The 12,096-nt window shown below is 54.9% G+C and carries 12 protein-coding genes; 11 read left to right on the forward strand and 1 reads right to left on the reverse strand.

The window, feature by feature from the left end; all coding sequences use genetic code 11:
• Positions 1 to 23: 23 nt before the first annotated feature.
• A complete protein-coding gene (locus V8L73_RS01500) occupies positions 24 to 1,301 on the forward strand; it encodes an NAD(P)/FAD-dependent oxidoreductase (protein ID WP_347253969.1) in 1,278 nt (425 codons plus the stop codon).
• Between the two features lie 14 nt (positions 1,302 to 1,315).
• Here V8L73_RS01500 and V8L73_RS01505 read toward each other — a convergent pair whose 3' ends face one another.
• The gene (locus V8L73_RS01505) at positions 1,316 to 1,582 is read right to left on the reverse strand and encodes a DksA/TraR family C4-type zinc finger protein (protein WP_347253970.1); all 267 of its coding nucleotides are present in this window, start codon (positions 1,580 to 1,582) and stop codon (positions 1,316 to 1,318) included.
• Between the two features lie 415 nt (positions 1,583 to 1,997).
• Between V8L73_RS01505 and V8L73_RS01510 the strand changes: the two genes are divergently transcribed.
• The 10 genes from V8L73_RS01510 to tatD all read left to right on the forward strand — a co-directional run bounded on the left by V8L73_RS01510 (position 1,998) and on the right by tatD (position 12,018).
• Positions 1,998 to 3,743: a sensor histidine kinase gene (locus V8L73_RS01510; RefSeq protein WP_051155576.1), complete on the forward strand. Its 1,746-nt coding sequence runs from the start codon at positions 1,998 to 2,000 to the stop codon at positions 3,741 to 3,743.
• A 106-nt stretch (positions 3,744 to 3,849) separates the two neighbouring features.
• Entirely contained in the window at positions 3,850 to 4,383 is a 534-nt protein-coding gene (locus tag V8L73_RS01515) for a DedA family protein (protein WP_261831753.1), read from the forward strand.
• Positions 4,384 to 4,503: 120 nt separating this feature from the next.
• On the forward strand, positions 4,504 to 6,012 hold the full coding sequence (gene rmuC / locus V8L73_RS01520) for a DNA recombination protein RmuC (protein ID WP_027273572.1): 1,509 nt from the start codon (positions 4,504 to 4,506) through the stop codon (positions 6,010 to 6,012).
• 120 nt (positions 6,013 to 6,132) lie between these two features.
• Positions 6,133 to 6,888: a bifunctional demethylmenaquinone methyltransferase/2-methoxy-6-polyprenyl-1,4-benzoquinol methylase UbiE gene (gene ubiE, locus V8L73_RS01525; protein WP_027273571.1), complete on the forward strand. Its 756-nt coding sequence runs from the start codon at positions 6,133 to 6,135 to the stop codon at positions 6,886 to 6,888.
• Between the two features lie 305 nt (positions 6,889 to 7,193).
• The gene (gene ubiJ, locus V8L73_RS01530; RefSeq protein WP_027273570.1) at positions 7,194 to 7,799 is read left to right on the forward strand and encodes a ubiquinone biosynthesis protein UbiJ; all 606 of its coding nucleotides are present in this window, start codon (positions 7,194 to 7,196) and stop codon (positions 7,797 to 7,799) included.
• On the forward strand, positions 7,799 to 9,430 hold the full coding sequence (gene ubiB, locus V8L73_RS01535) for a ubiquinone biosynthesis regulatory protein kinase UbiB (protein ID WP_027273569.1): 1,632 nt from the start codon (positions 7,799 to 7,801) through the stop codon (positions 9,428 to 9,430). Before ubiJ ends, ubiB begins: the two co-directional genes overlap by 1 nt.
• Before the next feature lie 88 nt (positions 9,431 to 9,518).
• The gene (gene tatA, locus V8L73_RS01540) at positions 9,519 to 9,788 is read left to right on the forward strand and encodes a Sec-independent protein translocase subunit TatA (protein ID WP_027273568.1); all 270 of its coding nucleotides are present in this window, start codon (positions 9,519 to 9,521) and stop codon (positions 9,786 to 9,788) included.
• 3 nt (positions 9,789 to 9,791) lie between these two features.
• Positions 9,792 to 10,343, forward strand: coding sequence for a Sec-independent protein translocase protein TatB (tatB, locus tag V8L73_RS01545; protein WP_027273567.1), 552 nt, complete (start codon positions 9,792 to 9,794; stop codon positions 10,341 to 10,343).
• A gap of 3 nt (positions 10,344 to 10,346) precedes the next feature.
• Positions 10,347 to 11,144: a Sec-independent protein translocase subunit TatC gene (tatC, locus tag V8L73_RS01550; RefSeq protein WP_027273566.1), complete on the forward strand. Its 798-nt coding sequence runs from the start codon at positions 10,347 to 10,349 to the stop codon at positions 11,142 to 11,144.
• An 82-nt stretch (positions 11,145 to 11,226) separates the two neighbouring features.
• Positions 11,227 to 12,018 carry a 3'-5' ssDNA/RNA exonuclease TatD gene (gene tatD / locus V8L73_RS01555; protein ID WP_347253971.1) on the forward strand — a complete coding sequence of 264 codons (792 nt, stop codon included), beginning with the start codon at positions 11,227 to 11,229 and terminating at the stop codon, positions 12,016 to 12,018.
• Positions 12,019 to 12,096 lie beyond the last annotated feature (78 nt).

Below are 12,096 nucleotides of genomic sequence, written 5' to 3' on the forward strand. Positions count from 1 at the left end.
CTATTTCATGACTGGTGCCAACCATGGTGGATCGCTACAATTCGGCGACAAAACGCGATAGCGTTGGGGTACGGGTAAAAAAACGGGAGTTGAAGGTGGCAGAGCGAGTGGATGTAGTCATTATTGGCGCCGGAGCCGCGGGGCTTTTTTGCGCCGCGCAGGCGGGCCAGTCCGGCCTGAAGGTGACCGTCGTGGACAACGGCAAAAAGCCGGGCCGTAAGATCCTGATGTCCGGCGGCGGCCGCTGCAACTTCACGAATATGTATGCCGATCACACTGCCTATCTGTCGCACAATCCGCATTTTTGCAAGTCGGCGCTGGCGCGTTATACCCAGTGGGACTTTCTTGATTTGGTGAACCGCTACGGCATCGCCTGGCACGAAAAAGCGCTGGGGCAGCTGTTTTGCGACACGTCGGCGCAGGAGATTGTCGATATGCTGCAAAGCGAATGCGAAAAAGGCGGCGTTGCTTTTCGCATGCGCAGCGAAATTCTGGACGTAGAACGGACCGAGAACGGCTTTCTGCTGCGCTTGGCCAGCGGCGAAATTGAAGCCGGCGCGGTGGTGGTCGCAACCGGTGGGCTGTCGATGCCGGGGCTTGGCGCATCGCCTTTCGGCTATCGTCTGGCGGAAAAGTTCGGCCTCCCCGTTTTGCCGACGCGCGCGGGGCTGGTGCCCTTTACGCTGCACAAGCCGCTGTTGGCCCAGTTGGAGACGCTGGCGGGCGTTTCTGTACCGGTACAGGTGACTGCGCAAGATGGCACAAGCTTTAAGGAGAGCCTGCTGTTTACCCATAGGGGGCTGTCCGGCCCGGCTATTCTGCAGATTTCCAGCTACTGGCAGGCGGGTGAAGCGGTATCGATTAACCTGCTGCCGGATCTTGACGTCGAGGATTTCTTTCAGCGATCGCGTGAAGAGCACCCCAACCAGAGTGTGAAGAATACGCTGGCCCGCTGCCTGCCCAAGCGGCTGGTAGAGTGCCTACAGGCACAGGATGTTGTTCCCGACGTGGCGCTTAACCAGCTTTCCAACGCGAGACAGCAGGCGCTTGTCGAAGCGTTGACCGACTGGCGCATTCAGCCAAACGGCACCGAAGGCTACCGCACGGCGGAAGTGACGCTGGGCGGAGTCGATACCAAGGCGCTGTCGTCTAAAACGATGGAGGCGATTAACGTACCCGGCCTCTATTTCATTGGCGAAGTGATGGACGTGACCGGCTGGCTGGGCGGGTACAACTTCCAGTGGGCATGGAGTTCGGCATGGGCGTGCGCGCAGGCGCTGGCGCAGCGAGGCCATTTCTGAAAGCCCGCCGGCCGCTACCTTAACTGGCTGTCTTTACTGCCGCGTCGGTTGTAGCCGGCGCTGTGCTGGTGCTTGTCATCCTGCTCCTGCTGGCAGGCGATGCAGTACCGTACGCCGGGAAGAGCATCCCGGCGCGCCTGAGGAATTTCTTCCCCGCACGATAAACAGTAAATGGCGCTTTCGCCGTCGTGGAGCTGCGCCCGCGCTTTAGCCACGGCGTCGGATATCGTGCTGTCGATTTGGTCCTGCACGGCGCCGTCGGCGGCCCATCCGCTTGCCATTGGGTTTTCCTCCGCAATAGGCTCTAAAAAGTGAGACTGCTTCTTTTACTATGGCGGCGTTTTATTTCCACGCAAGTTTCATGGTTAATCTTTGCGCTTTTTTGTTTTTATTTAATTGATTTTTATATGAAAATAAAAATAATCATAATTTCTTCGTTTTTGTAGAAAAAAGAGCTTTACAGGTGATATTGATAATGATTATTATTTCCATGTTTTCAAGGGGCGGTCAACATGCTCACCCCGGGAAAGCACGACATTGCTCACATTGCTTCCAGTGTTTATTTTTAGCCAGCCCACGCGCTGGCTTTTTTTTTATTTATATAAATCAGCCTAATATAGCCACCTTTTGCCTCTAATGACGCAGTGCTACAATAGCGCTGCTTCCCTCCCGTCCCCGGCCCAGAGATGACCTCTTATGGATATCAGTCAGATAGATCTCATTTTTTCTTTGCTGCAGCAGATGTGCGTGTATCTGGTGATTGCCTACCTGTTGAGTAAAACGCCGCTGTTTATCCCTCTGATGCAGGTCACTATCAGGCTGCCGCACAAGCTGCTTTGCTACTTCACCTTTTCCATGTTCTGCATCATGGGGACTTACTTTGGCCTACAGATCGACGATTCCATCGCTAATACGCGCGCAATGGGCGCGGTGCTGGGCGGCGTTCTCGGCGGCCCTTCCGTCGGCTTTTTCGTCGGCCTGACGGGGGGATTGCACCGCTACTCCATGGGCGGCATGACGGCGACCGCCTGCATGCTCTCCACCATCGTCGAAGGGCTGGTCGGCGGGCTGCTTCACCGCTACCTGATTCGCCATAACCGCATGGATCTGCTGTTTCAGCCGCTTATCGTCGCCGCTATCACGCTGTTTGCGGAAGGGCTACAGATGTTGATTATTTTGCTGGTCGCCAGGCCGTTTTCTCAGGCGGTTCATCTGGTCAACGATATCGCTCTGCCGATGATGATTACCAATACTATCGGCGCCGCGATGTTTATGCGGATTTTACTCGACAGGCGAGCGATATTTGAAAAGTATACGACGGCCTTTTCCGCGAAGGCGCTGCAAATCGCCGCCCGTTCTGAGGGGGTGCTGCGTGCCGGGTTCGATCGGCAAAACAGCATGCGGGTGGCCCAAATACTGTATGAAGAGCTGGAAGTCGGCGCCGTCGCCATTACCGACAGGGAGAAGCTGCTGGCCTTTATCGGCATCGGCGCTGACCACCACCTGCCGGGCACGCCTATTACGTCTCACTACACCCATAAAGCGATAGAGGACAATCAGGTGGTGTACGCCGACGGCAACGAGGTCCCCTACGCCTGCTCAATCACGCCAAACTGTAAGCTTGGCTCTACGTTAGTCATTCCGCTGCGGGGAGCAGAGAAAACGGTTATCGGCACGATTAAACTTTATGAGCCGAAAAGTAAGCTCTTCTCTTCTATTAACCGCACTCTGGGAGAAGGCATCGCCCACCTGCTGTCGGCGCAGATCCTGGCCGGAACGCTGGACAACCAAAAGCAGCTGCTTTCTCAGTCAGAAATAAAGCTGCTGCACGCACAGGTGAACCCGCACTTTCTGTTCAACGCGCTTAATACTCTGTCGGCCGTTATCCGTAAGGATCCGGATCGGGCTCGCGGCCTGGTACTTTCGCTATCCACCTTCTTTCGTAAAAACCTCAAGCGCAGCAACGACGAGGTAAGTCTGGGCGACGAGCTGGAGCATATCAACGCTTATTTGGAAATTGAAAAGGCGCGCTTTGCCGATCGCCTGACGGTGGATATTGATATCCCGACCGAGCTTGAGCCTCTTTTATTACCCGCCTTTTCGCTACAGCCGATCGTTGAAAACGCCATTAAGCACGGCACGTCGCAAATGCTGACGGAAGGGCATATCAACATCAGAGGGTACTGCGACGGTTCGCAGGGGCGCCCTGCGCTGGTGCTGGTGGTGGAAGACAACGCAGGCCTGTATCAGCCGCGTTTAAACGGCGATGGGCTGGGCATGAATCTGGTCGATAGGCGCATTAAGGCCCGCTACGGCTATGACTACGGCATTACCGTTGAAAGTGAACCCGAACGGTTTACGCGAGTGGTAATACGGCTTCCCGCGTTAGGCGAGGATGAGGTAATAGACAGCCTCGCAGGCACATGCGCACGGGCAGGGTGAAGGCGAGGGGCGTTTTGAGCGTCTTACGTATAAAAGCGAAAAGAGGGTTGATTTTTCAAAGGCCTTTCCGGCTAAATGTGTGCAGAATTCAGCCGGAGCTTTTTGCGTGACGCTTGACCACGTTATTCAGGTAACCATGAACTTTGTGCGCGACCACCAAATTTGGGGGCCGCCCATCGTCTTTGCGCTGGCGTTCGGCGAATCCATCGCGTTTCTCTCCTTGCTTGTCCCGGCGACCGTCATTTTGATCGGTATCGGCGCCATTATTGGCGAAAGCGGCATTGGCTTCTGGCCTCTGTGGCTGGCAGCCAGTGCCGGTGCGTTCTTTGGCGACTGGGTCTCTTACTGGTTCGGCTGGCGCTATAAGGACAGCGTTGCCCACATTTGGCCACTGTCTCGCGATCCTAATCTGCTGCTTCGCGGCCAGCGTATTTTCGAACGTTGGGGCGCGCTGGGCGTGTTTGTTGGACGATTCTTCGGCCCGCTGAGGGCAACGGTGCCGTTAGCTGCCGGGGTCTGTAATATGCCGCTAAGGTCGTTTCAGGTCGTCAACCTGCTGTCCGCCATGCTGTGGGGATTCGCCATGCTGGCGCCGGGCGCCTTTGGCCTACAGTGGGCGATGCACTATCTGCGCTTTTGACGTACCCACTCTGCGGGTTACCTTCCGGAGTTGCTTAAATCATTCTGGACATTCATACAGTATTTCCTTACTTTTAATCCCTACTTTAAACAGTCAGTGGAATTATCAACCGGAGGCTCGGTGGACAGCAGCTTAACAATCGTGATTGGCGCAGCGCTGGCGGGGTTTATCGCCGCCGGCCTGGTGTCGATGCTGATTAACCAGCGGGCGCGCCTGCGGCTGGAGGGGCAGCTAGAGCTACAGGCGGCTCAGCTTGAACAGGCTCAAAGCGAAAGGGACGGGCTGAAGCGGGAAAAAGAGTCGGCGCAAAAAGCGCTGCAGGCGGGGCAAGAAGAGCTGCGCGAGGTGTATGCGCGCCTGGCCGCCGCGCAGGAAAAGGCGCAGCAGCAGGCGCTGTGGCATGAGGAATGTGAACGCCTTAATCAGGAGCTGCGCGGGCTACAGGGCATCAACAGCGCGCTTGAGGTTGAACTGCGGGAGATGTCGACCCGCCTTGAAGAGACTAGATTCGCCGCTGAGGAAAAGCAGCGCCTGTTGATTAACAGCGAGCAGCGGCTAACGGTGCAGTTTGAAAATCTGGCCAACCGCATTTTTGAGCAAAGCGGCAGGAAGGTAGACGAACAGAATAGGCAAAGTTTAGACAGGCTCTTACTGCCTTTAAGCGAACAGTTGGACGGTTTTCGCCGTCAGGTGCAGGAAAATTACGGGCAGGAAGCGCGCGAACGTCATACGCTGACCCACGAGATCCGCAATCTCCAGCAGCTTAACGCACAGATGGCGAAAGAAGCGCTGAACCTGACCAATGCGTTGAAAGGCGATAATAAAACGCAGGGCAATTGGGGCGAAGTGGTTCTGGGGCGCGTGCTTGAGGCTTCAGGGCTTAGAGAAGGCTATGAGTACCAAACTCAGGTCAGTATGCAAAGCGAAGGCGGGAACCGGCAGCAGCCGGACGTCATCGTCCATTTGCCGCAGGATAAAGACGTAGTTATCGATGCGAAAATGTCGCTGGTCAGCTATGAACGCTACTTTAACAGCGACGATGAGCAAGAGCGAACGCAGGCGCTGCACGAGCACATCGCGTCGATTCGTTCCCATATCCGTCAGCTTGGACGAAAGGACTATCATCAGCTGCCGGGGCTGCGTTCTCTGGATTATGTGCTAATGTTTATTCCCGTTGAGCCCGCATTTTTGCTGGCGATAGACCGACAGCCGGAGTTGATTGGCGAGGCGCTGCAAAATAATATCATGCTGGTCAGCCCGACGACGCTGCTGGTGGCTCTGAGAACAATCAGCAACCTTTGGCGCTATGAGCACCAGAGCCAAAACGCCCAACTGATTGCCGAGCGGGCGGCGAAGCTGTATGACAAAATGCGGCTGTTCGTCGACGATATGACCGCATTAGGCGCCAGCCTGGACAAAGCTCAGGGCAGCTACCGTCAGGCGGTGAATCGCCTGTCTCAAGGGCGAGGAAACGTGCTGGGGCAGATAGAGAGCTTCCGCGCTTTGGGCGTGGAGGTTAAACGGCCGATAGGCTCGGAGATATTCACGCCGGCCCGCGCTGACGATTTATCGGACATATCGGAGAGTCAGGAGGCATCGGAACATTCATCTAATATTGCTCGGATTTAACAAAAAAGAGTTATTGGTGGGTATGTTTCAGAGTGTTTCTGGTAGACTAAATCGATTCACAGAGATTTATAGTACTTATTAAATTTTCTCTAGGCATTAAACTTTCTTCAGGCATTAAACATGATGAACGATCCACAGGAAACCACGCACTTTGGCTTCCAAACCGTGAACAAAGACGAAAAGGCCGATATGGTGGCCCACGTCTTTCACTCCGTAGCGTCTAAGTACGATCTGATGAACGACCTGATGTCGTTCGGCATCCACCGAATCTGGAAGCGCTTCACCATTGACTGCAGCGCCGTGCGCGAAGGCCAGCGGGTGCTCGATCTGGCCGGCGGTACCGGCGATCTGACGGCGAAGTTTTCCCGTATGGTCGGTGAGAAGGGCAGCGTTGTGCTGGCGGATATCAACGATTCGATGCTGAAAATGGGCCGTGAAAAGCTGCGCAATATGGGCATCATCGGCAACGTCAACTACGTTCAGGCTAACGCCGAGGCGCTGCCTTTCCCTGACGACTATTTTGACTGCATCACTATTTCTTTTGGCCTTCGCAACGTGACCGAGAAGGATAAGGCGCTGCGCTCCATGTTCCGCGTGCTGAAGCCGGGCGGTCGCCTGCTGGTGCTGGAGTTTTCCAAGCCCACCGCCAAGGTGCTTAACTCAGCCTATGATGCCTACTCATTCCACGTTCTGCCGAAAATCGGCGAGTGGATCACCAGAGACGCTGACAGCTATCGCTATCTGGCAGAATCCATCCGCATGCATCCCGATCAGGAAACGCTGAAGGGAATGATGCTGGAAGCTGGTTTTGACAGCGTGGAATACTTTAACCTGACCGGCGGCATCGTCGCGCTGCACCGCGGTTATAAGTACTAAACGTCGTTTATTCATCATGTTTTGAAACGCTGCGCGATGCTCGGAAACTGAAACGAGCTTCGCACAGCGGTCTCCGCTGGCCCTTATGTGCGAGGGGTAAGCGCTGTTTGTTTCATTATTGTTAATTTTTTTATGGCCGTCGAGTACGCGTTCTTACTGAGTTAATGCATTAATAACACTGTGTTTTTTCTGTTTTTTCTACATTTCTTCTACTCTCTTTAAGGTCATCCCCCGCTGTACTCTGACGCCATTCATGATTACTATGACTGGATTGTATTTATCCTCGTCATGCTTCAAGGATCGCTATGCTGCTTGTTCCTCTGGTTTCCGGCCTGATAGAAACGTCGCTTAACGGCCTGCTTTTTCGCGATCGCAATATTCAGTTGGCCAGCCATCGACTGGCGGGAAAAACGCTGACGCTCTGCCTGCAGGAACTCTCAACGACCCTGACGCTGGTGTTCAGCGTGAACCATATCGACGTTGTCAGCCAGTGGCAGCCGCCAGCGGACTGTACGCTGACGACGCGACTGGCGACGCTGTTTTCCCTGCGCGACAGGCAGCGGCTTTCCGCGCTGATGCGTGACGGCGAAGTTAGCGTTGATGGGGACATTCAGATTATTCAGCAGTTTGTGACTCTGATAGATTTGGCAGAATGGGATCCGGCCGAGTGGCTGTCTCCTTATATCGGCGACGTTGCCGCCGAAACGCTGAGCCAGGGCGTGCAAAACGGCGTAAAAAGCGTTAGCCGCTGGGCCTCTCGCCAGCAGGGCTACTTAGCTCAGGCCGTAACGCAGGAGTGGCGTTTGGCTCCCGGTCGGCTTGAGGTTTTGCACTTTAGCGACCAAACGGAAAGGTTAAGCCAGGACGTAGACGCGCTGGTTTCTCGCATTGAGCGGCTGGAGCGAGCCTGATGACCCCTTCTGAACTGTTTCGGCTGTATGCCATTATTCGCGTATTTTTAAACCACGGGCTGGACGAACTGATCCCCAAGATGCGGCTGACCTGGCCGCTCCGCGTAGGATGCCGGGCGCTGTTTTGGCTGCGCAACCAGCATCCGGAAAAGCCGCTGGGCGAGCGGCTGCGTCTGGGACTTCAGACGCTGGGGCCGGTTTGGATCAAGTTTGGCCAAATGCTGTCCACCCGCCGCGATCTGTTTCCTCCGTCCATTGCCGATCAGCTGGCCCTGCTGCAAGATCAGGTGACGTCGTTTGACGGAGCGCTGGCGCGTCGGCAGATAGAGGACGCCATGGGCGGCCCGCTTGAGCGCTGGTTTGATGACTTTGACTCAACGCCGCTGGCGTCGGCCTCTATTGCGCAGGTGCACACCGCAACGCTTAAAAGCAGCGGGCAGGAAGTGGTGCTGAAGGTCATCCGCCCGGACATCAAGCCGGTCATTGAGGCGGACATTCGCCTGATGTACCGCATTGCGGGCTGGGTGCCCAAGCTGCTCCCTGACGGTCGTCGCCTGCGGCCCAGAGAGGTAGTGCGTGAATATGAAAAGACGCTGCTCGACGAGCTCAACCTGCTGAGAGAGGCGGCCAACGCCATCCAGCTTCGCCGCAATTTCGACGGCAGCCCTATGCTCTATGTGCCCGAAGTGTACAGCGACCTTTGTTATGAAAACGTGCTGGTCATGGAGAGGATCTACGGCATTCCCGTTTCTGACATCGACGCGCTGATAGCCAACGGCACCAACATGAAGCTTTTAGCGGAACGGGGCGTGCAGGTGTTCTTTACCCAGGTGTTTCGCGACAGCTTCTTCCACGCGGACATGCACCCCGGCAATATTTTTATCAGCTACGAGAAGCCTGAAGACCCTCAGTATATCGGCATTGACTGCGGCATCGTCGGCTCTTTGAGCAAGGCGGACAAGCGCTATCTGGCGGAAAACTTCATCGCCTTTTTCAACCGCGACTACCGCAAGGTGGCGGAGCTTCACGTTGATTCCGGCTGGGTGCCAGCGGATACCTGCGTTGAGGAGTTTGAGTTCGCCATCCGCACCGTGTGCGAACCCATTTTTGAGAAACCGCTTTCTGAAATTTCGTTTGGCCACGTGCTGCTGAACCTGTTCAACACGGCGCGTCGTTTTAATATGGAAGTTCAGCCTCAGTTGGTTTTACTGCAAAAGACGCTGCTCTATATCGAAGGGCTGGGGCGCCAGCTCTATCCGCAGCTTGACCTGTGGACGACGGCCAAGCCGTTCCTTGAGTCGTGGATGCGAGAGCAGGTCGGCATTCCCGGCGTGTTAAAAACGCTAAAAGAGAAGGCGCCGTACTGGGTAGAAAAATTACCGGAATTGCCTGAGCTGTTTTACGACAGTTTGCGGCAGCACAAAGAATTACAAAATAGTATTGATAAACTCAGTGCCCGATTGAGTGAAAATGAGAGTAAACGGCGACGCTCCGGCTACCTTTTTGGGGTAGGTGCCACGCTGCTGGTTAGTGCTACAATGCTGTTTATTGGTCAGATTTCATTTTGGCCGCTCTGCCTGACCGGTGTAGGTCTTGCGGTTTGGCTAATAGGCTGGGTGAAGGCCGCCTGAGGAAATTTATTACTATAGTTTAAGGAAACCGCCGTATATACTTGGCGGCAATCGTAACGTTAACCCACGATCTATAGAGGCATATCACATGGGTGGAATTAGTATTTGGCAACTGCTTATTATTGTTGCAATTGTCGTGCTGCTGTTCGGAACGAAGAAGCTGCGCACGCTGGGTTCAGACCTCGGCGCATCGGTCAAAGGCTTCAAAAAGGCGATGAGCGACGAAGAGTCCACGCCGAACAAAGAAGAAGCTCAAAAGGAAAAAGATGCTGACTTCGTCGTGAAGTCTATCGAAGAACAGCAGGAAAACACGGTTAAAACCGAAGAACAAAAGAGCCAGAATAAAGAGCAGGTGTAATCCGTGTTCGATATAGGATTTGGTGAAATTGTACTGGTGCTGATCATCGGCCTTATCGTGCTCGGCCCCGAACGGTTGCCCGTTGCGGTGAAAACGGTTGCCGGTTGGATCCGAGCCATGCGCTCTCTGGCGTCATCGGTACAAAACGAGCTGACTCAGGAACTGAAGCTGCAAGAGCTGAAAGATAGCCTGAAGAAAGCGGAGCAGGCCGGTCTGCAAAACCTCTCTCCGGAGCTTAAAGCGTCGATGGAGGAGCTTAGAGAGATGGCGAGCGGTATGAAACGTACCGTTCAAACCGATCTTAATAAGGCTGCCGAATCATTCAAAGAGACACCATCTCCTGACACTACCGCGACTGCGGCCGGCGACGCTGAAGCGCCGGCTCGCGTCGTTAGCGATCCGGCGATGAATCGTCAGAACGTCCCGCCCGTGGATTCAATGACGAAGCCTGAGGCTGTTGTAGTTGAAGCCGCGCCTGCCGCTGACGCAGAGTCTAAGCCGCAGGAGGCTCAGCCCGAAGCCCCATCCCCAAGTAAAACCGATGGCGAAAAATAATTCATGGCCGTAGAAGATACCCAACCGCTTATCACTCATTTGATAGAGCTGCGCAGTAGGTTGCTGCGTTCAATGGTCTGTATCATCGTCGTGTTTCTGGCGCTGGTCTATTTCTCTAACGATATCTACCACATGATTTCCGCGCCGCTGATGAAGCAGCTGCCGGAAAAAGCCAGCATGATCGCCACCGACGTGGCATCGCCATTTTTAACGCCTATCAAGCTGACGCTTATCGTGTCGGTTTTTGTTTCAGCGCCCTATATTTTGTATCAGATCTGGTCGTTTATCGCGCCGGCGCTGTATAAGCACGAACGTCGCCTGATGATGCCGCTGCTGTTTTCCAGCACCGCGCTGTTTTACCTCGGTATGGCGTTTGCCTACTTCGTCGTGTTCCCGCTGGCGTTCGGCTTTTTTGTCAAAACCGCGCCGGAAGGCATTCTGATATCGACCGACATCAACAATTACCTGAACTTCGTCATGGCGCTGTTTTTTGCCTTTGGCGTGTCGTTTGAGGTGCCGGTCGCGATTATCCTGCTGTGCTGGAGCGGCGTAACGACGCCTGCCGAACTGAAGAAAAAGCGTCCCTACATCGTTGTTGGCGCTTTTGTTGTCGGCATGCTGTTAACGCCGCCGGACGTCTTCTCTCAGACGCTTCTTGCGATCCCTATGTGCATCCTGTTTGAGATTGGCGTGTTCTTTGCCCGTTTCTACGTGGGTAAAGGGCGTCGGGAAGGGGAAGAAGGTGATGAGGACAGCGAGGCGGACGACGCCGACGAAAGCGGCGACAAGCCTTCAGCCTGACGCTGTTACGGGACACACCCTATGCTGTCTGCAAATAAGCCGCCTTTTGGGCGGCTTACGTTTTTTACGGGAGCCAAATACCGTGTTTGATATTGGAATTAACCTGACTAACCGACAGTTTGCCGCCGATCGGCACGAGGTGGTTGAACGCGCGAAGCAGGCCGGCGTGAAGGGAATGCTGATAACCGGAACGTCTTTAAAAGAAAGCCGCGCCGCGCAGGCGCTGGCGGCGGAATATCCCGACTACTGCTGGAGCACGGCGGGCGTCCATCCTCACGACGCTTCGGGCTGGTCGGACGAATGCGCAGAACAGATATATCGGCTGTTGCAAAATCCGCAGGCGGTCGCCGTCGGTGAATGCGGGCTGGACTTTAACCGTAATTTTTCTACCCCTGAACAGCAGGAGCGAGCTTTTTCCGAGCAGCTTTCGATGGCGGCCGAGCTGTCGATGCCGCTGTTTCTGCACTGTAGGGACGCCTATCCGCGCTTTATTGAGCTGCTTAAGCCGTGGCTTTCGAAAGTACCGGCGGCGGTCGTACACTGCTTTACCGACGACGGACGCGCGCTGGAGGACTATCTGTCCCTGGGGCTTTATGTCGGCATTACCGGCTGGGTGTGCGACGAGCGGCGCGGTCTTGAGCTTCGCGAGCTGGTGTCGCTTATTCCTGCGGACAAACTGCTGCTGGAAACCGACGCGCCTTACCTGTTGCCCAGAGACTTAAAGCCCAAGCCGACTTCCAGACGCAATGAGCCTGCCTATTTGGCCCATATCCTGCGGGAGGTCGCAAAGCTTCGGGGCGAAGATGCGAACGAGCTGGGAGAAATAACCCGCCAAAATGCGCTGCGCCTGCTGGGTGTTAGTCAAAGCGATTGAAGCGTATGATATATACACTGCGGCGGCGAGCTTTCCCGATCCTCTTTCTCACCGTCGATAGAACAAAATAAGGAGAAC

Origin of the sequence: Leminorella grimontii (assembly GCF_039789245.1) — a bacterium.
GTDB lineage: Bacteria > Pseudomonadota > Gammaproteobacteria > Enterobacterales > Enterobacteriaceae > Leminorella > Leminorella grimontii.